Raw genomic sequence first — 22,397 nt, forward strand, 5'->3', positions numbered from 1 at the left:
TATGTCCGAATACTCGATGAAATCGCTGAAAGCGGGATACTCCGCCGTTATAATTGGAGCGAGTGGCGGGATTGGCGGCGCCATCAGTGCGGCCTTGAAATCCGATCCGAACTGTTTTGCAGCAGTTCCTCTTTCTCGTAGTTCCCACGGGTTTGACATAACCGACGAGGCAAGCATGCAGAGGGCTGCCGGCGCACTTGAACTCGGTGCATACGATTTGGTCATCTGCGCGACAGGCGCGCTTACCATCGATGGAGTCGGCCCGGAAAGATCCATTCGGCAAATCTCGCAGACAGCGATGTTGGCGCAGTTCACCTTGAATGCTGTGGGACCGGCTCTCGTCCTCAAGCATTTCGCCCCGCTTCTTGCTCGCAAGGGTAGGACGATCTTTGCATTCCTGTCGGCCCGTGTGGGATCCATCACCGATAATGCACTCGGTGGATGGATTTCTTACCGTTCCTCAAAAGCTGCGCTCAACCAGATTGTTCGCACCGGCGCAATTGAAATCGGCAGGATCAATCCTCAATCGGTTGTCGTTTCGATACATCCAGGAAGCGTTAAGACCACCCTTTCAGACCCTTTTGCATCGGGACACGAACGAATGGAGCCCGCTGACGCCGCGCAAGGAATACTAGGCGTGCTTGATGGGCTCCAACCGTCGCAAACAGGCCGGTTTTTCGCGTATGACGGGAGTGCCATCCCTTGGTAACCGGCCGTTCGAAGCTGATTTTTGTCATGCTCAGGTGAACAATGCCGCATGTTCCTGCAGGAAAGATTCGAAATCTGGTGCTCATACTCGGCGATCAACTCTCCAGATCCGTTTCGAGTATGGAGAATTTTGATCCCGCACAGGACATCGTGATGATGTGCGAGGTAATGGAAGAAGCCAGCTACGTTAGTCATCACAAGTTGAAAATTGCCTTCATCTTTTCTGCGATGCGGCATTTTGCAGGCGAACTGCGTGAACTTGGATTTGATGTTCATTACACAAAGCTCGACGATCCCGAAAACAGTGGTTCATTCACCGAGGAGCTCGCGCGGCAAGTCGCTATGGTCATGCCCCGGCGAGTCGTCGTCTGCGAGGCCTCAGAGTGGAGGGTTCTTGAGGCCATGAAACAATGGGAAACGTTGCTTGGTCTGCCTGTCGATGTAAGGCCAGACGCTCGCTTTCTGTGTTCCAAAACTGAGTTTCAAGGCTGGGCACAGGGACGCAAAACTTTGACTATGGAGTATTTTTATCGCGACATGCGGCGCCGCACCGGACTATTGATGAACGGCAATGAGCCGGAGGGGGGACGCTGGAACTTCGATGCCGAGAACCGCAGGCCAGCGCAGCCTGACCTTTTCCAACCTAAGCATCGTCGGTTCAGTCCGGACACTATCACGAGAGAAGTAGTCGAGCTGGTAGAACGAAACTTCCCTGAAAACATGGGTTCCGCCAGCGATTTTGGGTTTGCAGTCACTCGCACGCAAGCCGAAGAGGCGGCTGATGATTTCATTCTTCAATTTCTCCCGAATTTTGGGGAAACCCAAGATGCGATGTTGAGAGACCGACCGTTCCTCAACCATGCACTCCTTTCATTTTACATCAACGTCGGGCTGCTCGATCCCCTGGAAATTTGCCGCGCAGCTGAACGTGCTTACATGGAAGGCCATGCGCCACTCAACAGCGTCGAAGGGTTCATCCGGCAGATTATCGGGTGGCGCGAATACATCCGCGGTATCTACTGGCTCAAAATGCCCGGTTATGAAAACTCCAACGCGTTTAACGCACGTAGGTCGCTACCCGATTTCTTTTGGAGCGGCGACACAGATATGGCATGCGTGTCGTCTGTTATTACTCAAACGATAAATCACGCCTACGCCCACCATATACAGCGCCTAATGGTGGTTGGAAACTTTTCGATGCTGGCGGGTCTCGACCCCCACGCTGTTCATCTTTGGTACCTCTCAGTATATGCGGACGCGTTCGAATGGGTGGAGTTGCCGAACGTCATCGGCATGAGCCAATTCGCGGACGGCGGCTTCATGGCCTCGAAACCCTATGCCGCGAGCGGCGCCTACATTTCCCGGATGTCGGACTACTGCGAAGGATGTCGGTACAACGTCGGGAAGAAGACAGGTACGGACGCCTGCCCCTTCAATGCTCTTTACTGGGACTTCCTCGATCGAAACGCTGAAACGCTTTCTAACAATCATCGCCTCGGCCAGGCATACTCTTCGTGGAACCGAATGTCTGGCGACAAACAGGAGCCCTACCGCCAAAGTGCTCGGTCATTTCTTGCAGACCTTGATGCAGGTAAACGCGTGTGATCTCGGACAGCACGCAAGAAAGTGCGGAAGCTCAACGTGCCGAGGATGATCAAAAAGTCGGATTTTCCCAAGAAGTTCTGCCCAGCCTGTGGGCTAGTCTTTCAGTGGCGTCGAAAGTGGGCGAAGGACTGGAACGGGGTCAGATTTTGCTCGGAACGTTGCCGCAAATCGAAACGTGGCTCCCGCCTCGATTTGTCAGACGCGCAAGTCGGAGCCGATTCGGCTTTGGGTCATGAGGAAACCGCGGCTTCGAAGAGAAGCGAAGACACCTTCGTTTCCGCGCCGGAAGGAAGGCCGTCAAAGTTTACTTCGCCCGATTAACAGCGCCCCGTAGTCAACGCCGGCCATGCGCCTGCCGAGCGCAATCGGTTGAAGTTCGTCTACGGCAGGCAGATAAACCGGATTATTTCCTAGGCCGTCGACTCATAAACTTTGACACCAAATTCTCGTGGCGACGAGTTTTACAGCGGCGAGGTAGTTTTCGGGGCGCTTGTCGTATCGGGTTGCGATGCCACGGAACTGTTTGATCCTATTGAAGAAACGCTTTACGAGGTTGCGCTGCCGGTAAACCCACTGCGAGAAGACGAAGGTGCCCTTACGGTTTGTCTTCGGCGGGATGTTGGCCCAAGCCTTTCGTTCGGCAGCCTTGGCCCGAATGGCGTTGGTATCATAGCCCTTGTCGGCCAACAGGATATTTCCCTCATCGAGCTCGTCCGTCAGCGCGTCAGCCGCGGTGCAGTCGGCGACTTGGCCGCCGGTCAGACGGAGGGAAACGGGACGCCCTTCCACGTCGACGAGCGCGTGGATTTTGCTTGTAAGCCCGCCGCGGGAACGTCCCATGCCTCCATCGTCTCCATCCCCTTTTTTCCCGTGGCCGCATGCTGGTGAACACGGACACAGGTCGAGTCGATCATGACGATATCGCCATCGTAAGCCTCGGAAACCGCCTCAAGAAGCTTGTCCCAGACACCGGCCTTCCGCCAACGGACGAAGCGGTTGTAGCAGGTGGTCGGCGGACCGTAGCGCTCCGGGATTTCCGCCCAAGGTGAACCAGTCCGGAGCCGCCAAAGGATGCCATTCAGCACCCGCCGGTCATCGACCCGAGGAACGCCGCGGGGTTTGTTGGGCAACAGTGGTGACAGGATCGACCATTCGTGATCGGTAAGTTCGTAGCGGCGACGCGTCATAGAGCCTCCCTTATCCGGAAGCCTTGAATCACGACACGCGAAAAACACCAAGAAATTTTATGAGTTTACGGCCTAGACGCTGGTTCCTGCCTCCGACACTGAAAAGCGAGGCAACCCGATGAACGTCTATAGTGCTACAGAAAACATAAGAAGATTCGATATTTTTATTGAGAAGAACAAATCCCACAGGCGTGCTCCACTGGATTTGTTGTGCGTTGAGCGCGAACAGGTCAGTGCGGCGCTTGCGACATAAGCGACAGCGACACCTCCCGCGACATAGAAGGTTCGAAATCGCCTGGCGGAGCGCGGCGGGACGCAGGGCTCAAGGCTTTGCATCGCGTTGACAACGGTGCGAGATTTCGAGGCAAGCTACTGGGCCTTGACCTACTGCGCCAGTCCGATGTCCTTTGGCGGGTATTTCTTGAACGTCGCCGCATGCGCTTTCATCTCTGCGCCAAGTGACGCAAGCCATGCGTTCATGCGGTGTCCGACCGGATATTGCTCCTTCGGGTCGATGTAGAGATTGAATACCCAGGGGGCGAGCCCGACGTCGGTGATGGTGGACATGTCGATATCCAGCCATTGCGATTTGGTTTCCACCACCTTGGTCATGATCTTGTATTCGTACATGCGCATGGCCATGAAGTTCTGTTCGTTCCAGATGTAGATCTTCTCACGCTTCGAGTGGCCACCGTCAGCGAGCAGGAAGGACGTCTGGTCGATGCCGTCGATGTAGCGGTCGGTTGGGATCTTGTCCAAAGCGCCACCGAGATCGAGGGATGTGTTGAAGAGGTCCATCAGATCGAACAATTCGTCGCTCTGTCGACCGGGGCTGATCATGCCGCGCCAGTAGGCAATGCCGGGCACGCGGACGCCGCCTTCCCAGGCGGATCCCTTCGCCCCCCGGAACGGCGTCGTGCCACTATCTGGCCAGCTATCCATCTGGGGGCCGTTGTCCGACGTGATAAAGATGAACGTATTATCGAGCACCCCGGCATCGTCCAGCGCCTTCACCATCTCACCGATATAGTCGTCGACCTCGACGACCGCGTCCTTGTAGGGATATTTGCTGTCACTCTTGCCTTCGAACTCCCTGGAAGCGAAGTTGTCGGCGTGGACCTTCATGAAGGCATGTTCCAGGAAAAACGGCTTGTTGCCCTTGGCCAATTCCCTGATCTTCGCGACGCTGAACTCCTTAAGCGTGTGGTCGGCCTCGGCAATGTCGTCAAGACTTTCCATTTTCTGTGCGACGGTCGTTTCTCCGCCCTTGAAGCCGTGGATCAGAGCTTCGCTGGCTCCAGTGTCGCGGAACATCTGCATCCGTTCGGGGTTCAGCACCAGATCTGGATAGCGACGTTTATCCAGGGCTTTCGAAAGTTCCTGCGAGGCTGGGTAGAAGCCATAGAATTCATCAAACCCGATCTCATGTGGACGCATGCCCTCGACATCCCCGACATGCCACTTCCCGCAAAGCACGGTCGCATAGCCAACCTCACCCAGGAGCTTCGGAAGCGAGGTTTCCTCGCCCCACGGGTTCTTGGTAATCTTGTCTCCCGCGAGAATTGGCCGGGTCAGTCCCGTACGCACCGGCAGGCGTCCAGTGAGGATCGCGGAGCGGGTCGGCGTGCAGGTCGGCTGTGAATACGCGGAGGTCAGCATCAAGCCTTCGCGCGCGAGCCTGTCCATGTTGGGCGTCGCCGCACCGACGGCTGCTCCGCCACCATAAACGCCGGGGTCACCCCATCCCATGTCATCGATCAAGAACCAGACAATGTTGGGCTTTCTACCAATTCTCTTCTGCAATTCGGCTAATTTCTCGGCTGCAGTTCTGTCCTGATCAGGAAAGGCAAGCGCAGGCTCCATCGTTTCGCTGGTCCGGACCGCCTTGCTCAGCACGGACTGGGCAAGGGCCGGACTGAATGACCCCAGCAGACTGAGTGCAAAAACGCCGCTTGCAAGTGTTCTATAGAAAGACATTTTATCCTCCGTGGGCTTACACCCGCTCGTCAACGTTTTATCGACACGAAACTCGGTGCCGAGGCACTCCCATCACTTCAGGTGGACATTCACTGCATCGATCTTGCCGTCGAACTTGAAGGGCCGTCGCTCGGCGTAGACGTGTGAGACCGGAGAACCGAGATCTGTGCCGACATCGAAAGTTTCCGATGCGGTGAATGCAGCGGGCACCGTCCGAGCTACCGTCGTGCGGGCAACCGCTTTGCCGTCGACCTTCAGGACGACATCCGCGGACGACAACGGCCTGGGGCTCTGCAGCGTCGTATCGATCTCGATCAGGTGCTTGCCGGGCGGCAGCCTGTCGGGGCTACGGGCCTGATAGTTCTCGATGATCATCATGTTGTATTCGTAAACAAGATGTCCGTCATCCATGTAGACGACAAGCCCGCCGCTTGCCCCGCCGAGCGCGTAGAGGACGCCGTTGGCGTTCTCGCGGAAGTCTGCGTCCACCATGACGACACTGCTCTCCCGGCCAAGACCCGGCGCCGTAAACTCAGGCATGCGGATCGTGTCGGCGTCGAAACTCCAGTTCGTATAGGGAGTCTTGATGCGGTCTTCCGGATGCAGCCGAAGCCAGTTGCCTGCGCCGATCGGAAAGACCTTGTTGTCTTTGGCCACCTCAAGAAAACGCGCCTTCATGGCGGCGAGTCGATCCTTCTCGATCGCCGCAAGGTCGTCAGCCTGTGAAAAGTCCTTGGCGAGATTATAGAGTGCCCAGGTGTCCCTATCCGGATCCCAATCCTTGTTGAACGGCTGGGAAGCCTGCCACGGAACGAACGGGCCGAATACCGAGGCGATCCAGCCGTCTTCATAGAGCGCCCGGCTGCCGTTGTTCTCGAAGTACTGCTCGGTTTTGGTGTCGGCGGCAGCTGCATCGTTGAAGCTGTAGACCATGCTCACGCCGTCGATCGGGTCCTGCTTCTGACCGTTGACCTCCAGCGGTGGCGTGATGCCGAGGACATCGTAGATCGTCGGCGCAATATCGTTGACATGATGGAACTGTGAGCGGGGCCGTTTGTCAGGCCCGATCTTCGACGGCCATGAGACCACGAGCGGATTGCGCGTGCCCCCGAAGTAGGAGGCGACGAGCTTGGTCGCCTGGAACGGCGTCGATCCCGCCCATGCCCAGCCGGCGTGGTACATATTGTCCATATCGCGACCGCCGAGCGCCTTGATGCCTCCGAGTTTGTCCATCGCCCTCAGATGCTGGTCGATCGTATTCGGGATGCCGTTCTGCGCCAGGAGTTCGCTGATCGTCCCGGCTTGGCCTTCGGCGCTCGATCCGTTGTCACCGAATATGTAGAAAATCAGCGTGTTGTCGCGTAGGCCGAGTTTGTCGATCTCGTCGACGACGCGCCCGGCCTCAAAGTCTGCGTGCTCGGTGAACCCTGCGAAGACCTCCATCAGCCGGGTCTGGAACGGTCGCTCGCTTTCGGGAATACTGTCCCATGCCGCCAGACTCTCTGGCCGTGGCGTCAGCTTCGTATCGGCCGGGATCCAGCCCAAGGCCTTCTGGCGGGCGAAGACCTCTTCACGCAACTTATCCCATCCTCCGTCGAACTTGCCTTTGTATCGATCGGCCCACTCCGGAAAGATGTGATGGGGGCCATGCGAAGCACCGGGCGCCCAATAAATCAGGAATGGCTTGTCGGGTGAGTAGGCCTGATGCTTGTGGAGCCAGGTGATGGCATGGTCGGCGAGATCGGTCGTAAGGTGGTACTTCGGGTCGTTCGGCGGCTCGACCAGCGAGGTGTTCTCCACCAGCCGTGGCTCCCATTGCGACGTCTCTCCGGCTAGAAACCCGTAGAAATACTCGAAACCGTAGCCCGTCGGCCAACGATCGAACGGACCCATGGCTGTGGTTTCGGTTGCGGGCGTGTTGTGCCACTTGCCAAAGGCCGCTGTGTTGTAGCCATAGTTCTTCAGCACCTCGGCGACGGTCGCCGAGGTCTTCGGGATAACGCCGACATAGCCCTCCCAATCGAGCGCACGTTCCGCGATCGTACCGGAACCGACCCTGTGGGCATTGCGTCCGGTCAGAAGCGCAGCACGGGAAGGCGAGCATATCGCCGTCGTGTGGAAGGCGTTGTAGGAAATGCCCTCGGCAGCCAATCGCGACAATGTCGGCGTATGCACAAAGCCGCCGAAGGTGTCGGCGACCCCGAAGCCGACATCATCCATGAGCACGATGAGAATGTTCGGCGCATTGGCAGGAAGATGTCGCTCTTCCACCCGGCGCTGGTGAACGGAATCCTTCAACGTCGGCCCGGCGACGCTCTTGGACGGCGTTGGTTGAAATGGCAGCACGGAACCGCCGTCGGCGGCCGTCGCCGTTTGGCAGAGCCCGCCCAAAATTGACAGAAATCCGGCGACAACCAATGAAACGGCGCCGGTCGGTGGCACTATGTTTGTCCACATGCCGATATCCTCCCCGTTTGGCCCGCGACGGTAGCCTATCACCGTTGCCGGTCTCGACTTGACGGGACGCTATTGTTGACTCTGCTGAATGCGGTTCAACTGCGCTTGGATGCCTTCGATGGTCTTGCCGAAATTGCCGCTGAGGGGCGTCTGGCGTGGCGGGAACTGTTTGAATGTTTCCATATGCTGGGCGACGATGCCGATGATCGGCGTCAGAACCCACGTTTTGTGTTCCTCGAACTGACGGCCGACATCCCCCAACTGACGCTCGAACGGATCCATCAGGATGTTGGTAATCAGCGGACGGCTAAGGTTTTGCAGCGGATCGTCCCAGCGTTCGCCGGACTTGACTGAGAACGAGATCTTGTACTGCTTGTAGCGGATCGCCGTCAGCGTGGTCTCGTCGTAATAGAACTCGAAATTCCGTGCCGACCTGTCGGTCTTGCCAGCAAATAATGCGGTCTGATCGTATCCATCGAGATGCAGCTTGTAGCTCCTCCCGTTATAGGTCGCACCCGCCTTCAGTTTTTCGACGACGTCTTTGTCTCCGGCCGCGGCTGCAAGTGTTGGCATTAAGTCCGTCATGTCGACGATTTCCGAACTGACCCGACCGCCAGGAGCGCCCGGCCAACGAATGATCGCCGGCACGCGAACGCCGCCTTCCCAGGTGGTACCCTTGTCGCCCTTGAATGGCGACGTGCCGCCTTGCGGCCACATGTACTGATAGGCCCCGTTGTCGGATGTGTAGACAACGATGGTGTTCTTCGCCAGGCCCGTCGCATCAAGCCTGTCCAGGAGCTCACCGACCTGGGCGTCGTGCTCGGCGAGCCCATTGCCGTAGGTGTCGTCGATGCCGGCGCGAGACAGTTTGCGCGATTCGTCCTTGAGATGGATGAAGACGTGCTGTCTGGTCGAGTTGTGCCACAGGAAGAAAGGTCTACCGTCCTTGGCGCGCTGATCGAGATAGTTCAGAGACTTGGCGACGACCTCCTCGTCGAAGGTTTCCATACGCTTGACCGATAGCGGTCCCTCGTCTTTAACCTCGCCGCCAGCAGTGCAGGAGACGATCCCGCGCGGATCGAACTTCTTGCGGAATTGCGTATCTGAGGGGCGGTCCGGATCCTCAAGGTCTTCGTTGGCATTGAGGTGATAGAGATTGCCCCAGTATTCGTCGAAGCCATGATTGCAAGGCAGGTGCTCGTTGAGGTCGCCGAGATGGTTCTTCCCGAACTGGGCTGTTGCGTACCCTTCGGTCTTGAGGATTTCCGCAAGCGTGATGTCTTCCTTCTGCAATCCGATCGGCGATCCCGGTGTTCCGACCGTCGTGAGACCTGTACGCACTGGCAGCTGCCCCGTGATGAAGGCTGCCCTGCCTGCCGTGCAGCTCGGCTGCGCATAGAATGACGTCAGCCGCAGGCCCTCCTTGGCAAGACGGTCGATATTGGGCGTTGCGGCCCCCATGATGTCGCCGCCGTAGGACGATACGTTCATGTAGCCGATGTCGTCACCAAAGATGACAACTATGTTGGGTCTGGCCTCGGCGGCTTGCATCGAGAGGCTATACAGGGACGCGGCTGCAGCGGAGACCAGCAGGCCGAGCCAAACTTTGGACCGCTTGTTCATGGCGTGTTTCCGATCAACGATCGTTTGGCCTCCCTACGCGCAGAGGCCCTCATCGCATGCATGATCTCGTATTGAGCAGGTAGGATGCTCCGTTCAGAGGATGACTGGAGGCGGAACGGAACAGTCGAAGATGCTATGTATCGTTGTCCGACAGTGACGAAAATCTACTTTAAAGACTACTTAAATAGCACACTCAGACACACGGGTCGAGGAAGTCGATTCCGGTGCCCAGGTCGACTATCGAGGGCGACCTCACGCGGGCCGCGGCTTCCCGGACGTTCAAACCGGCCGCCAGATGCTGACGGGCTCTGGCAAGCTCTGTGTTGTCGCCTCCTTCGATCAAGCCCCAGGTTTGGGTCTACTTTACGAGCAACGAAGCAGGTTCCGTCCCTGAGCATCGACTGCGACACAACGGCCAACTTGCGACCGATCCGCATGTCGGCTCCTATGCCGCGGCTACAATTCGGGTTTTGCACCGTCCACTTGCTTGGCGTGTCAGCCTTCGAGCGCCTCAGCGACTTCATCACGGCTGTGCATAGTCGTGAGTCCGCGGCGTATATGGTCGATATGCTCGCGCATGAGGCGCGCGCCCTCCTCGAAGGCGCCATGCTCGCATAGACGCAGAAGCTCCGCATGTTCGGCGACCGCCCGTCCTCGATCACCTCGGATGGTCGATAGCTGTATCCGGGTGTACCGGTCGCATTCGACGAGCAGGCTCTGCACTGTCAGGAATACACGCGGACTGCGTGCGTGCTTATAGAGTGTGAGATGGAACTCGGTGTTCAGTTCGTTCCAGACATCAATATCGAGCTCATCGATAGACGCGGCGTAGCGCGTCTGTATCTGGTGAAGCGCCTTCAAGTCGTCTCTCGTTAGCCGCGGAACTGACCGCCTGAACAAAAACGGTTCAAGGAGAAGCCGCATGTTGAACAGCTCTTCGATTTCATCGGGCGTAAGCTGAACAACGATCGCCCCCCGGTGGGGCAAGATCTTCAGCAGTCCCTCGCTTTCAAGTTGGACTAGGGCCTCACGGATGGGGATGCGGCTCATCCCGAGGTCCTCCGCCAAGCCATCCTGACGCAGCTGAAAGCCTGGGGCATAGTCGCCCGCCAGGATCCGATTGCGAATTTCCTCGGCCGCGGCAGACGCCATCGTCTTGTGCTTGAGGCCCTTTGCGGCTGTAGCCATGGCATCGATCCTAACCAACTCGTGATCCTTCGTACCGGGGTTCGAAGTTTTAAACAACATTCGCCCCTGACCTTCTTCCTGCTTTCCCTTGTCACGTTTCCTTGCCTTCAAGCGGACGCTGACTTGAATGCCGTTAAATTATATTTTATACAATATACAACATCAAGGAGTTTCAGGTGAAGATAATCGGCATCGACGTCTACAAATACGAAGTGGGCTACGCCCACGGCACTTACGTTATGTCTGGCAACCGCGTAGCCGCGGCCGAGGATGGCACGGTCGTGCGCATCCGCACGGACGAAGGGCTCATCGGCTGGGGCGAAATCACAACACTCGGAAAGGTTTATCTCCCGACATTCCCGCAGGGGATTCGCACTGCCTTGAAAGATCTCGGAGAAGCACTCGTCGGCGCCGATCCAACCAATATCGGCAACGTAGCACGTATTATGAATAGCACGCTGATGGGCCAGGAATTCGCGAAGAGCCCACTCGATATCGCGTGCTGGGATATCTTCGGCAAATCATTGAACCGACCGATTTCGGCGCTCATTGGCGGCGTTCAGAATGAGCGGTTCCCAATCTACGAAGCGGTCCCGCTGGATCGCCCCGAGGCGATGGCTGAGTTTATTCGCGAACGTCGACAAGCAGGGATTAATCGCTTCCAGTTGAAGGTCGGCAATAATCCGTTCGACGACATAGCGCGTACGCGGGCAAGCGTTGAAGCCGGTGATTTCGAAACTGTCATCGTGGCCGATTCAAACGGCGGCTGGTCGCTCGCGTCCGCTAAGCTTGCGCTGCAGGGGCTGAGCGGTCTTCCTGTGTATGTGGAACAACCCTGCCGCAGCACGATTGACTGCATTCTTGCCCACCGCGGATCATCGATCCCGCTGGTGCTTGACGAGTCCATCGTCAATCACGACGAAGTCTACCGTGCAAAATTTGAAGCCAATGCCGTATCCGTCAACCTTAAGTTCGGCAAGCTCGGCGGGCTGACCAATGTCGTAAAGGCCCGTGACTTGCTTCAGGAGTTGAACATGGCGGTGTCCGTCGAGGACATGTGGGGCGGCGACATCATTACCGCGGCGACATCGCACGTCGCGGCCACCACTCGCCCGGAGTCCCTCCTTATGACACCGTTTTTCAACGACTGGACCGACGGCCATCTAGCGAACCGTACACCCCGTTCCAACGCGGGCTTCGGATCTGCTCCGACGGCGCCGGGTCTCGGCATCGAGATCGATGCGGCGAGGTTGGGCGAGCCTTTGTTCACGGTTGGCGCAAAATAATGGCGCCCAGCCGCCGGGATCGGGCTTGCGTGTGCAAGAGCTCACCGACGAGTTCGCTCGGCGCCGCATCGATCCAATCGGGTGCTTCAACCTAGTGCAGCAGGCGAGCAAACTGCTATCGCCGTCGTCGCTGTAGTGCCGGCAGGAACCGCCATTGCCGCCTGCACAATCAATGCGTCGCGAAACTCTATCGATAGTATTCACGGCAGAAAGTTCGCAAACTGAGCAATTATAGGGCCGCTTCCTCGCAAGCCTGACAGCATTCCCGGAGACTCACCCTTGCATCGTGCAAGCAGACTTCTAAGATTAACTGGCTGTAGGGTTTGGAGCGGGCGGCTGCATGGACACAGGTAAGCGGCTAGCGGTCTCGACCGCTGCCACATCAATCGTGGCGGCCATGTTTGCGGCGCTCGTCGTCCTACTCTTCTTGTGGGTCTACGAGAGCTATCGCTCTTCGATTCTTCGAACCGAGGAGCGTGCCGCGGCCGCATCAAAGATTGTTGCGACCAATGCAAGCTGGATCAATGCGTTGGCTGTTCAGGCCCTTCGGCGAATTGACGACACGCTGGGCCCCACGCTTGGGCTCGCGTCTGACGAAGTGGCAGACATCAATCTGGCGGTGTCAGACCTGCCTGGGCAGGTTCAGGCTTACGTCGTTGATCGCAACGGCCGGACGTTGTTCTCAACAGACCCCAATATTAGGCCCATCGACATTCGGGATCGGCCATACTTCTCCGCACTTGCAACTGGCCAAAAATCCTACGTCTCGGGCCTGCTCGTAAGCCGGCTGAACCATCACCAAATTTTCGTTTTCAGCAAGCGCCTGGAACGGAATGGCGTCTTTGCCGGAGCTGCAATGGTTTCCTTCGAAGGCGGATTGCTCAAGGAAGTTTGGGAGGCGGTTTCGCTCGGGGAGAACTCCACTGTCAGCATGATACGAAACGATGGCGAACTGGTCGCAAGATACCCGGCTGCCGACGGTCCACTGAACATGAGCAAGTACGTTCTGTTCACGGAGTACTTGCCTTCGTCTCCGACGGGCACGTATTTTGCTACGTCGCCTGCCGACGGCGTTCGTCGAGTTGTGGCTTATCGTCGTGTGGATGGGACGGATCTCATCGCGGTCGCCTCTGAAGACTATGGGGCCGGTTTGGCGCCGTTTTGGAGTGACCTTTCCATCGCGCTGGCTGTTCTGGCGCTGGCCGCGATCGCTTCGATTGCTGCGGGGGGGTGGATTCATCACCTGGTCCGGCGCGATGTCACGAAGTCCGCGCATCTGCAAGCAGCTTTGGCCGACAATCAGCTCTTGCTGCGCGAAATCCACCATCGTGTGAAGAACAATTTCCAGGGCATTCAAAGCATAATTCGGATGCAACAACTTCCGCCTGACGCCCAGAAGGCGCTGTTTGACCGTATTGGTGCGATGATTGCGGTGCACGAACAGATCTACGAACATGACCAGTTTGATGCCGTGTCTGCCGGCGATCTCATACCGTCCGTAGTAGACAAACTTGTCGCGGCTTATGGCGACAACGTTTCGGTCCATTATGACATTGGTGACTTCAAACTGACGCCGGAGCAAGCCACGGCAATCGCGCTGCTTGTGAACGAGGTTGTGACAAACAGCCTCAAATATGCCTATCCCGACAGCTGCCCCGGACATATCGAGATCTCTTTCCAATCGGGCGCGGATCGCGCATCTCTAACGATTGTAGACAATGGTGTGGGTTTCGATCCGTCCACGGCGCGCAAAGGGATGGGTAGCCGTCTGATTCGTGGTGTCATGAGCCAACTTCACGGTACATACGAATACAAGAGGTCCAGCGGGACAACTTTCAATGCGACCGTGAAGCTTCAATAGGCGACCCAGTTTCGCCTAAAGGCAACAGCGTGCCTATCGGTTGATCGACCGCGGCCACGCTTGTCGCCCCTTGCGGAAACATTGAAGATAGCGCAGAAGCATTGACGAACATATCGTGAACATCTAAAGTCGCGTTATGACATCCATGGCACTTCGAAAGAAGCTGGCGATCCTTGCGGACGCAGCGAAGTACGACGCTTCTTGTGCTTCTAGCGGCGGCGAGCGGCGAGATTCACGAAAAGGCGGCGTGGGATCTTCCGGTGGCAGCGGCATTTGCCACGCCTACACACCCGACGGGCGATGCATATCGCTTTTAAAGATCCTTATGACGAACTTCTGTATCTTCGACTGTGCCTATTGCATCAATCGCGTCAGTTCCAACGTCGAACGTGCGCGATTCTCCGTCGAGGAAGTCGTTTCGCTGACACTCGAGTTTTACCGGCGCAATTACATCGAGGGGCTGTTTCTATCTTCCGGCATCATCCGCTCACCCGATCAGACCATGGCCGATATGGTTCGCATCGCTCGAACGCTCAGAGAAGTCCACGGCTTTAAGGGATACATCCACCTCAAGACTATTCCCGACGCTCAACCCGAACTGATACGCGACGCGGGTCTTTGGGCAGACCGTTTGTCGATCAATGTCGAGCTCCCAAAGGACACGAGCGTAAGACAGCTCGCTCCTGAAAAGCGGCCGGAGACCATTCGCGCCGCCATGGCGCAGGTGCGGCTCGAGGGCGAAGCTGCGCGAGACAAGACCCACACCGGTCGCAAACCAAGACGCTTCGCGCCTGCCGGCCAAAGCACGCAGATGATAGTTGGCGCCGATGGCGCCGATGATACCGTCATCCTCTCCTGCGCAACCCGGCTATACAGCGGCTACCATCTGCGGCGCGTCTACTATTCGGCGTTCTCTCCAATTCCGGATGCTTCCGCAGCGCTTCCCCTGGTCCGTCCCCCACTTGTGCGCGAGCACAGGCTGTATCAAGCCGATTGGCTGCTGCGATTTTACGGGTTCACGGCAGACGAAATCGCAACTGGCACACAAGGGGGATACCTAGATCTTGAGCTCGATCCGAAGACAGCCTGGGCATTGCGAAATCGGGAATTTTTCCCGGTCGACGTCAATACCGCTTCGCGCGATGTCCTTCTGCGCGTGCCGGGCTTCGGCACGCGGGTCGTCGACCGCATCATCACCGCGCGGCGCAATCATCGCCTTCGCGTCGAGGATCTCGCGCGAATGGGAGCGCTTACCCGCAAGGCACGGCCCTTCATCGCTCTTGCGGGCTGGAGCCCGGGCGCTTTGACCGATAGCAGCGATCTTCGAGCGCGCCTTGTTCCTGCGCCGCAACAACTACAGCTCCTATGACCTACTGGGTCTCACTTGCCGCGCAGGGAACATTTGATGCCTGGCGCGACGCTGCAAGGCGGGCTATCAGCCACCGGATCGCTCCGGAAGAGATCGACTGGCATGGTTGTGGAGGGTTGTTCGACACGACACCCCTGCCCGAACGTCCCGGCGTTCACGCGACGCGGGTTCCACAGGCCTTCATGAACCTGGCAAAGTCGGTAATCTGGCATTCGGCATCTGAACGCCTGCCGCTGCTTTACCGCGCCCTTTGGCGCCTCGACACAGGCGAAGGTGAACCGCTTTCGCCTGCGGACCCGCTCGGTCGTAAACTGTTGCTGATGCAGAAATCCGTCGATCGGGACATTCACAAGATGCACGCTTTCGTCCGGTTCCGGGAAGCGCCGGTGCAGGCCTCCCGTCGTCGCTTTGCAGCTTGGTTCGAGCCGACGCACAACACTCTGGAGCCGGGAAGCATCTTTTTTACACGCCGCTTCGGTGACATGGATTGGGTGATCGCGACGCCACGCCTGACCGCCCGATTTGTTGGCGGCGCGCTGAGCTTTGGTCCCGGTGGCACAAAACCCGACCTGCCAGAAGATGCAGCAGAAAGTCTTTGGGCGACTTATTTCACCAACATCTTCAACCCTGCTCGGATCAAGCTCAACGCGATGCGATCGGAGATGCCTAAGAAATATTGGCACAATCTGCCCGAAACGCGCCTGATCCCGCAAATGCTCGCCGACGCGGAAGCGCGCGTTCAGAAAATGCACGAGGCCGGCGTCTCCACACCGCGACTGGGCGCAGCCCCGGTTTCACAGCGCTATCGGTCTGCAATGCCGCAGCCACCAAAGCGGATCGATACATTGGAGGACGCTGCCAAAGCCGCGGCGCAATGTCGGGAATGCCGTCTTTGCGAAAAGGCGACGCAGACCGTCTGGGGCGAAGGGGCCGCAGACGCCGCGCTGATGATGGTAGGGGAACAGCCCGGAGACAGGGAAGACATCGAAGGCCGTCCGTTCGCCGGCCCGGCCGGGCTATTGTTGCGGGAGTTGCTTGCTGACGCTGGGATTGATGCGCGAAAGTTGTGGCTGACGAACGCCGTCAAGCACTTCAAATTTAGCCCTCGTGGCAAGCGGCGCTTGCACCGCAATCCGGATCGCGGCGAAATTGCTCACTGTCGGTTCTGGCTAGGATTGGAACTCGCTTTAATCAAACCGAAGCTTACGGTGGCGCTGGGCGCCTCGGCGGCCTTTGCACTCACGGGTGACGACCGGTCCATGGCGGAACGCCGCGGCAAGGTGGAACCGGGCATACACGGCGGACCGGTCCTGATTACATGGCATCCGTCCTATATTCTGCGCGCGCGCGATCCAGCGACGGCCACGATCGCCCGAAGGGACCTCGCACGCGACGTGGAAAATGCCCTGGCACTGAGCCGCAATGTCCACGAAGAATGTGCAAAAAGCTCCAAGGAGCAAGGATAAGGCCAGCGCGACCCGAGCGGCAACCTAAAACGAAGCAAGCTGTTCATGTTGCCGGCGCCATCAATCGCAATCCAACGGCTTCATGCACCGGGTGAAACGTTGTCAACAAGTTGCTTCGTTGAGGGCGGCCAACAAAAAACCGAAAAAAAACCCCGCCGAAGGGGGGTTGAGCGTTACGACGCCGATACCAATCGTAGATATCTTTGGTTGTGTGATCCTTGGCATAGCCATAACGTTTCTGGATCTTGCCTTCGAGCTGATCGCGCTTGCCATCGATCACGTCAAGATCATCGTCAGTGTGCCGTCCCACTGTTCTTTGATCTTGCCTTTGACCTGCTTCCAGTTGCCTTCAACAGGCAAGTGCCGTCAAACCGCAGCATAGTGAGTTTTCGGCCAGAATCGGACTGTCAGTAGACGGCCCTAATAGTGATGCCAGGCAGCGGCCGTGTCTCGACTGGATTATAATACTGCCCATCGCTTCGCGCATATTTCCCTGCACGACCCGGATGTCATCGATGGAGCGCGAGTTCTGCCACAATTGAGATGATCCAGGCTCCAGCAACCGTCATTTCGAATGAACGCGTGTACTCGAGTGACAAACTGGCCTCAAGGCGCTGCTGCAGGCTAAAAATCTTCAGCTCCCCGTAAAGTCCTGTTATCGCTTGCGCAGCATGCTCGGGCATGACGCAGACAAGATCGGTCTCAAGGAGAGTAGCAGCAACCGCTGCGTAACTCGTTGTTTTGAAGGCGATGCGTCGATGCAGCCCTCGGCGAGCCATGACCGTATCCAGGTAGTGGTGCGAAATCGGCCAGGCCTGGGCGTAGATCTGGTCTAGAGTCGCGAGTGCCTCCAACCCAATCGCTTTCTCGCGCTCTAGAGGTCCGTTCGGGCCCTGAACGACGACCAGCTCATCATGCCAGAGGGTCCTGGAGTTTAGTGCTTCGATGGGCGGCGTATGTCCTCCGATGGATAAGACCAGGTCTACCTCTCCCGCGATTAGATCCTTTTCATAGCTGCGGCGCTCGAACGGCAGGATCTCCAGAGTCCACGCGGGTGCCGCTGCGCGCAATTTCTTTGTGATCAGGGGTGCGAGCGAAAGCTCAACGGCTCCCGGCATCGCAATTCTCAAGTCTCGTGCCTGTGACTGAGGGTTGCACTCAAAGTCAGTGTGAGCCGAGGGAGTTCGGAGCGCGCCGTGTACTGAGTTGAGCAGAGGTCTGATCTGCCTCAGGACCACCCGGCAGCGCTCTGTTGGGACGAGCTTGTTGCCAGATCGGATAAAGAGCACATCGCCGAGATCTCGCCGCAGCCGAGCAAGCGCATGGCTGACGGCCGATGGCGTGACGTGCAACCTCGTGGCAGCGTTCTGGACACTTCGCTCTCGCTCCAGGAAATCAAGCGTCTTCAGGAGATTGAGGTCAAACCGGCCCAGTTCCATCGTGAATCCTGCTCATGCGATCCTGAATACTCATCACTGGATTCAGGTTTTGTTCAGCCGTACCAGCCAGATCGCACACGGTCAAACATGGGACCATTGATTCAAATGAACAGAAAACTTCTCTCCCTATTCGGTGTCATTTCTCTCGTGTATTTCACGTGCTTCAGTTCGCTGCGATATCTGCATGCGGAGACTGTGTTTCTGGGTCGCCACGAGCACTCAAGTCAGCTCCACGGCACGAAGGTCCAATTTCTGGCCCGGGACCTGCAAAGTGGCATCGACTATGTCCTAGCCGATAGCGATCTGACCACTCGCCACTCTCCCTTCTCGACCTTCAAGATACCAAACATGCTGATTGCGCTGGAGACGGGTGTGTCGACCTCGCCGGACCACTGGCGGGATTGGGATCCGGTGAAACGTCCGGCCGAGGAGTTCTGGCCTGATGTATGGAAGCAGGGCCAGACGCTTGACCAAGCATTTGCGCGCTCCGCGGTCTGGTATTTTCGGGATCTCGCGCTCGATATCGGGACCGAGGCCTATCGCGATTACTTGACCTCATGGGCCTACGGTAATTCCGAAGTGCCTGAAGGATCCGATCACTTCTGGCTCGGCGACACATTGAAGATCTCAACGCGGGAGCAGGTCGACTTTCTTGAGAAGCTTGTCTCAGGCGAACTGGGTGTTTCGCGAGCAAACCTGGATTCTCTGGAGCGGGCAAGCTTTCAGGGCTCCCAAGCATCAATCAGCCTTCATGGGAAGACAGGCACAGGTCCCGACCAGGGCGGCGCGTGGGAAGGGCGGTTCTCGGGCTGGTATGTCGGCTATCTGAGACGAACTGAGAAGAGACCGGTCGTCTTTGCCCTGCATGTTTCAGCACCGTCATTCTCCGCCTTGAGGAGCTTTCGCAAGGCATTCTCATTGACGCTGCTTCAGGACGCCGGCCTCATCACGAGTGTCCAATTCGAACCATGATCGGGCAAGCCCGTCGATCTCAGCTCCACTCGCTTGCTGCGGAGATAATTGAGGCGGCATTGCTCACGGTGTGGCAGTGCGCTCGCCCTCACGTCTGGCCGGAGCATGATCCAGTCAGTGATACGCGGAGAAATCCATGACATCTTTTGCCGTTGCCACCTTGCGGAACGTTACCCTGAACGAAGACGCCGTCACCCATCTCGAAAGGATTGATGAGACACTGAAGCCCTATGAAGGACGGTTCATCATCCACGGCGGTGAGAAGCACGTGAAAGAAGGGGCGCCAGATTTCGACCTGATCGTCTTGAGGTTCACGAACCTCAAGAATGCCGAGGCCTGGTACAGGTCCGCAGACTATCAGGCGATCCTCGATCTACGTGTGGCCAATTCGCAAGGGGAGGTTTTCCTGATTGACGGTGTCGCGGCCGATCCTAAAGCAACCGACATTCTGACGCGGTGAGCCATGCCTAACATCGATATCCTACTCGCGTTCGTGGTTGCCGTCCTCATCCTGTCGGTAACGCCGGGTCCGGATTTTGCACTGGTTGTCAGCAGGGCGATCGGGCATGGGAAAGCATCGGCTTTGCTCACAGTCTGTGGCTTTGCCTTGGCGGGCCTTATCCAGGTTCCGCTTGTTGCCATGGGAATAGGCTCCCTGATGGATGCATACCCGATGCTCTTCGATCTCATCAGAGTATTAGGCGGCGCCTACCTTGTTTGGCGTGGTGTTAGTCTGCTTCGCCGTCGGCACTCGCCTCACACGGATCAGGCCGCACAAATCGGGGTCATTCCCGCACATGCAGTGCGCGACGGATTTATCGCTTCACTGACGAATCCCAAGGGCCTTATGTTTATGACTGCTTTGCTGCCGCAGTTCGTTGATGCTGAGTCTGGAAATCACCAGATCCAGCTTCTTGCGCTCGGCTTAATCATGAAGCTGACCGCCTTCTTGGCGGAAGCTGTTATCGCATTGGCAGCTAGCGCCGTCTCACGCGACCTGCGGCGATACCCGAAGCTAGTTGTGATGCAGGAGAGGTTCTCCGCAACAATCATGATCGGGTTGGGGCTTCAACTCGCCTTTCGTCGGTAAGATTTGTTGGCGGAGAACGACCGTTGGGCTCGAGATCTAATGTTATTCGGAGAGATGCATGGACCTGCTGACATTCGATCGCGCCACGTCCGAACTGAGATCACTCGGTGTTTCCGACGGGGATACGGTGATGGTACACGCCTCCCTGCGGAGGATTGGGCCAGTGGAGGACGGGCCTATGACCATTGCCCGTGCATTGCAAGCGGCGGTTGGGCCGTCCGGGACCGTCACCGCCTACGTGTCCTGGGCGTATTCTCCCTATGAGCGTACGCTCGGCGGTCAGCGTATGCCGGCAGGTGAGGAGCGCGACTGGCCGCAGTTCGAACGGCTTTCGCCCGCGTATCCTGGCTTCGGCGCCATGAATTCGTTTCTGCTGTCGCTGGACGAAGTCAGGCGCAGTGCGCATCCGGACGCTTCGATTCTCGCTGTTGGGTCAAAGGCAGACTGGATCGTTGAACCCCACGCACTTGGCACAGGCTATGGACCCGGATCGCCGATCGCGAGGATCATCGAGCTTGATGCGAAGGTCCTCCTTCTCGGAGCGCCGCTCGATGCAGTCACGGTTCTTCACTATGCCGAAGCTGTTGCGCGTATTCCCGAGAAGCGATGGGTCACGTACTGGGCTCCACAAGCGGGAACCGACGGGTCGACGCGGTGGGTTGAGGTCATTGAACCTGACTCCAACGGAATCGTCGAAGTATTTGCATCCGAAGAAGGACCGGACGCCATCGAGACGATTGCCGCGACCTTCATTGCCGAAAGAAGAGCAATCCAACAGCCCTTCGGCCAAGCGACGGGTCTGTGCTTCTCAGCCCGGGATATTGTCGAGTTCGGCGTCGCCTACCTCGAGACTTACATGAGAGCTCGCTGAGGGATCTGAAGGGCAGGCAGCAGTCCGAAGGTCATGAAGCGTCAGCAGAACAATCATCGCGAACTGAAACTCACCGTGGGGCCGGCTTGAATATCGGGCGCTTACTCCAGACTCGATGATTTAGGGTGTTTCTATAACCGATGAGATAGACTGACTTCATATAGCTGGCGTTGAATGGATCAAACATGGAGTATGGAACCTGCGCATCGATTGATGCAATGTCGAGATGGATGCCTGATCGCTGCGCGAAGTTGTAGAGCGCGATTAAGCCCTGCTTCGTCTGTGACTTCAGGAGGATGCTGTAGGCTCGCCCCATCATCGGCAGGGCTCTCGCTCGGGACATTGAAAATTCGGGGATCAGGGCGTTGTTGACGATCACGTAGATTTGCAGGTTCTGACCGTGCGCATGGCTGTTGGGGGCAACGAGCAAGTGTTCGGGAAGAGTAAAAAACTGCGCCGAACTGCCTCCGTCGGAATGAAGCTCTTCGATCTCCTTTCCATCAACGATTGTCTTAATTGATACAGGCGGAAATATCCCCGGAACGCTTGCAGATGCGACCAGTATTTGGCGCACCAAGGGCAGAGCGTCTGAGCGGCCGCTGTTCGCAATTGCACCAATATTCCATACGACAGCGCGTTGTGTATCAATATTTGTGGTCATTACGAGGAGACGCCGCCCGTCACGATGTTTGCGTGCGATACTATGCAGGATTTCGCTTGTGATGTTCTCCTGTACCGCGTCACGCAAGGCGCTCCCCTGCAGGAGGCCGGGAGAGAAAATACCTGCGCCTTTCCATTCGATGTCAATGAGACCTCTGGTTTTGTCCGACAGATAAAGGCGCCTGAGCTGCTCGTCATACTCAGGCCCGAGGAAAGCAAGGGGTGCAATCAGCGCTCCCGTGCTTACTCCCGTCACCACCGTGAAATTAGGTCGGGTTCCAAGTTCGCTCCATGCGGATAGGATCCCTACCGCGAAGGCTCCCCCGGAACCGCCGCCTGACATGGCAAGCATAGTCGGCCTGCCTCTCGGGACGACCGGCTTCCAAGGGTCATAAGCTGAAGCCGGTGGCCGCGGATCGTCAACGTGGGCTCGGATGTTCTCAAATCCTGAAATCTGAGCGCGCGCAGCTTCCGACGCGCTGTACATCGGACGTTGCAGCGGCGCGCATCCGCTTGAAAATACCGCCACGAGAATCGACACGCTGACGAATACGACCCGAAGATGCATGCCTACAAATTTTCGGGCACACCCCTCTCGATTTGAGAGCTTCATCAATCACTCCGTTGGAGAAGGCAAC

General features: G+C 57.4%; 17 protein-coding genes and 2 pseudogenes. 11 read left to right on the plus strand and 8 right to left on the minus strand.

Translation table 11 applies throughout. The features are described 5' to 3' along the window. Position 1: 1 nt before the first annotated feature. The 3 genes from JVX98_RS03915 to JVX98_RS32640 are packed head-to-tail and all read left to right on the plus strand — an operon-like array spanning position 2 to position 2,634. Positions 2 to 709 (plus strand): SDR family NAD(P)-dependent oxidoreductase, encoded by a 708-nt coding sequence (locus tag JVX98_RS03915; RefSeq protein ID WP_246764870.1) that lies wholly within the window; start codon positions 2 to 4, stop codon positions 707 to 709. Between the two features lie 41 nt (positions 710 to 750). Beyond that, on the plus strand, positions 751 to 2,313 hold the full coding sequence (locus tag JVX98_RS03920) for a cryptochrome/photolyase family protein (protein ID WP_205236931.1): 1,563 nt from the start codon (positions 751 to 753) through the stop codon (positions 2,311 to 2,313). A 45-nt stretch (positions 2,314 to 2,358) separates the two neighbouring features. Further along, positions 2,359 to 2,634 carry a DUF2256 domain-containing protein gene (locus JVX98_RS32640; protein WP_371826520.1) on the plus strand — a complete coding sequence of 92 codons (276 nt, stop codon included), beginning with the start codon at positions 2,359 to 2,361 and terminating at the stop codon, positions 2,632 to 2,634. A 174-nt stretch (positions 2,635 to 2,808) separates the two neighbouring features. Here the strand turns inward: JVX98_RS32640 and JVX98_RS03930 are convergent. The 5 genes and pseudogenes from JVX98_RS03930 to JVX98_RS03950 all read right to left on the minus strand — a co-directional run. Continuing rightward, positions 2,809 to 3,500 (minus strand): annotated as a pseudogene (locus JVX98_RS03930) (IS5 family transposase); the annotation flags it as partial. Between the two features lie 384 nt (positions 3,501 to 3,884). Continuing rightward, positions 3,885 to 5,477, minus strand: coding sequence for an arylsulfatase (locus tag JVX98_RS03935; RefSeq protein ID WP_371826512.1), 1,593 nt, complete (start codon positions 5,475 to 5,477; stop codon positions 3,885 to 3,887). A 72-nt stretch (positions 5,478 to 5,549) separates the two neighbouring features. Continuing rightward, on the minus strand, positions 5,550 to 7,934 hold the full coding sequence (locus JVX98_RS03940; protein WP_205236934.1) for an arylsulfatase: 2,385 nt from the start codon (positions 7,932 to 7,934) through the stop codon (positions 5,550 to 5,552). A 69-nt stretch (positions 7,935 to 8,003) separates the two neighbouring features. Further along, on the minus strand, positions 8,004 to 9,557 hold the full coding sequence (locus tag JVX98_RS03945) for an arylsulfatase (RefSeq protein ID WP_205236935.1): 1,554 nt from the start codon (positions 9,555 to 9,557) through the stop codon (positions 8,004 to 8,006). Positions 9,558 to 10,052: 495 nt separating this feature from the next. After that, positions 10,053 to 10,745, minus strand: a complete 693-nt coding sequence (locus tag JVX98_RS03950; protein WP_205235873.1) for a GntR family transcriptional regulator — start codon at positions 10,743 to 10,745, stop codon at positions 10,053 to 10,055. 176 nt (positions 10,746 to 10,921) lie between these two features. Between JVX98_RS03950 and JVX98_RS03955 the strand changes: the two genes are divergently transcribed. The 4 genes from JVX98_RS03955 (at position 10,922) to JVX98_RS03970 (ending at position 16,727) form a co-directional block, all read left to right on the plus strand. Then, the gene (locus JVX98_RS03955; RefSeq protein WP_205235874.1) at positions 10,922 to 12,031 is read left to right on the plus strand and encodes a mandelate racemase/muconate lactonizing enzyme family protein; all 1,110 of its coding nucleotides are present in this window, start codon (positions 10,922 to 10,924) and stop codon (positions 12,029 to 12,031) included. Positions 12,032 to 12,371: 340 nt separating this feature from the next. Further along, positions 12,372 to 13,892, plus strand: coding sequence for a sensor histidine kinase (locus tag JVX98_RS03960; RefSeq protein WP_205235875.1), 1,521 nt, complete (start codon positions 12,372 to 12,374; stop codon positions 13,890 to 13,892). 145 nt (positions 13,893 to 14,037) lie between these two features. Then, positions 14,038 to 15,261: a putative DNA modification/repair radical SAM protein gene (locus JVX98_RS03965; protein WP_192451300.1), complete on the plus strand. Its 1,224-nt coding sequence runs from the start codon at positions 14,038 to 14,040 to the stop codon at positions 15,259 to 15,261. Then, positions 15,258 to 16,727, plus strand: coding sequence for a UdgX family uracil-DNA binding protein (locus JVX98_RS03970; RefSeq protein WP_205235876.1), 1,470 nt, complete (start codon positions 15,258 to 15,260; stop codon positions 16,725 to 16,727). Before JVX98_RS03965 ends, JVX98_RS03970 begins: the two co-directional genes overlap by 4 nt. A 184-nt stretch (positions 16,728 to 16,911) precedes the next feature. Here JVX98_RS03970 and JVX98_RS32215 read toward each other — a convergent pair. Both JVX98_RS32215 and JVX98_RS03980 read right to left on the minus strand, forming a co-directional pair. Further along, positions 16,912 to 17,087 (minus strand): annotated as a pseudogene (locus JVX98_RS32215) (CsbD family protein); the annotation flags it as partial. 149 nt (positions 17,088 to 17,236) lie between these two features. Continuing rightward, positions 17,237 to 18,166 (minus strand): LysR family transcriptional regulator, encoded by a 930-nt coding sequence (locus JVX98_RS03980; RefSeq protein ID WP_205235877.1) that lies wholly within the window; start codon positions 18,164 to 18,166, stop codon positions 17,237 to 17,239. Between JVX98_RS03980 and JVX98_RS03985 the strand changes: the two genes are divergently transcribed. From JVX98_RS03985 to aac(3), 4 genes are all read left to right on the plus strand, one after another. Then, the gene (locus JVX98_RS03985) at positions 18,050 to 19,138 is read left to right on the plus strand and encodes a penicillin-binding transpeptidase domain-containing protein (protein WP_246764788.1); all 1,089 of its coding nucleotides are present in this window, start codon (positions 18,050 to 18,052) and stop codon (positions 19,136 to 19,138) included. The two genes, JVX98_RS03980 and JVX98_RS03985, sit on opposite strands and share 117 nt — an antisense overlap. A gap of 136 nt (positions 19,139 to 19,274) precedes the next feature. After that, entirely contained in the window at positions 19,275 to 19,598 is a 324-nt protein-coding gene (locus tag JVX98_RS03990; protein WP_205235879.1) for a DUF1330 domain-containing protein, read from the plus strand. Between the two features lie 3 nt (positions 19,599 to 19,601). Continuing rightward, positions 19,602 to 20,228: a LysE family translocator gene (locus JVX98_RS03995; protein ID WP_205235880.1), complete on the plus strand. Its 627-nt coding sequence runs from the start codon at positions 19,602 to 19,604 to the stop codon at positions 20,226 to 20,228. A gap of 58 nt (positions 20,229 to 20,286) precedes the next feature. Then, positions 20,287 to 21,099 carry an aminoglycoside 3-N-acetyltransferase gene (aac(3), locus tag JVX98_RS04000; RefSeq protein ID WP_205235881.1) on the plus strand — a complete coding sequence of 271 codons (813 nt, stop codon included), beginning with the start codon at positions 20,287 to 20,289 and terminating at the stop codon, positions 21,097 to 21,099. Between the two features lie 70 nt (positions 21,100 to 21,169). Here the strand turns inward: aac(3) and JVX98_RS04005 are convergent, their stop codons facing one another. Next, positions 21,170 to 22,372, minus strand: coding sequence for a patatin-like phospholipase family protein (locus JVX98_RS04005; RefSeq protein ID WP_246764789.1), 1,203 nt, complete (start codon positions 22,370 to 22,372; stop codon positions 21,170 to 21,172). Positions 22,373 to 22,397: the final 25 nt, after the last annotated feature.

This window comes from Ensifer sp. PDNC004 (assembly GCF_016919405.1).
Classification (GTDB): Bacteria; Pseudomonadota; Alphaproteobacteria; order Rhizobiales; family Rhizobiaceae; genus Ensifer.

Bases quoted from the DNA above. Each gene is read 5' to 3' on its own strand.
- JVX98_RS03915 (WP_246764870.1), top strand. From the start codon at position 2: ATGTCCGAATACTCGATGAAATCGCTGAAAGCGGGATACTCCGCCGTT.
- JVX98_RS03920 (WP_205236931.1), top strand. From the start codon at position 751: ATGCCGCATGTTCCTGCAGGAAAGATTCGAAATCTGGTGCTCATACTC.
- JVX98_RS32640 (WP_371826520.1), top strand. From the start codon at position 2,359: ATGATCAAAAAGTCGGATTTTCCCAAGAAGTTCTGCCCAGCCTGTGGG.
- JVX98_RS03935 (WP_371826512.1), bottom strand. From the start codon at position 5,477: ATGTCTTTCTATAGAACACTTGCAAGCGGCGTTTTTGCACTCAGTCTG.
- JVX98_RS03940 (WP_205236934.1), bottom strand. From the start codon at position 7,934: ATGTGGACAAACATAGTGCCACCGACCGGCGCCGTTTCATTGGTTGTC.
- JVX98_RS03945 (WP_205236935.1), bottom strand. From the start codon at position 9,557: ATGAACAAGCGGTCCAAAGTTTGGCTCGGCCTGCTGGTCTCCGCTGCA.
- JVX98_RS03950 (WP_205235873.1), bottom strand. From the start codon at position 10,745: ATGGCTACAGCCGCAAAGGGCCTCAAGCACAAGACGATGGCGTCTGCC.
- JVX98_RS03960 (WP_205235875.1), top strand. From the start codon at position 12,372: ATGGACACAGGTAAGCGGCTAGCGGTCTCGACCGCTGCCACATCAATC.
- JVX98_RS03965 (WP_192451300.1), top strand. From the start codon at position 14,038: ATGGCACTTCGAAAGAAGCTGGCGATCCTTGCGGACGCAGCGAAGTAC.
- JVX98_RS03970 (WP_205235876.1), top strand. From the start codon at position 15,258: ATGACCTACTGGGTCTCACTTGCCGCGCAGGGAACATTTGATGCCTGG.
- JVX98_RS03985 (WP_246764788.1), top strand. From the start codon at position 18,050: ATGGCTGACGGCCGATGGCGTGACGTGCAACCTCGTGGCAGCGTTCTG.
- JVX98_RS03980 (WP_205235877.1), bottom strand. From the start codon at position 18,166: ATGGAACTGGGCCGGTTTGACCTCAATCTCCTGAAGACGCTTGATTTC.
- JVX98_RS03990 (WP_205235879.1), top strand. From the start codon at position 19,275: ATGACATCTTTTGCCGTTGCCACCTTGCGGAACGTTACCCTGAACGAA.
- JVX98_RS03995 (WP_205235880.1), top strand. From the start codon at position 19,602: ATGCCTAACATCGATATCCTACTCGCGTTCGTGGTTGCCGTCCTCATC.
- JVX98_RS04005 (WP_246764789.1), bottom strand. From the start codon at position 22,372: ATGAAGCTCTCAAATCGAGAGGGGTGTGCCCGAAAATTTGTAGGCATG.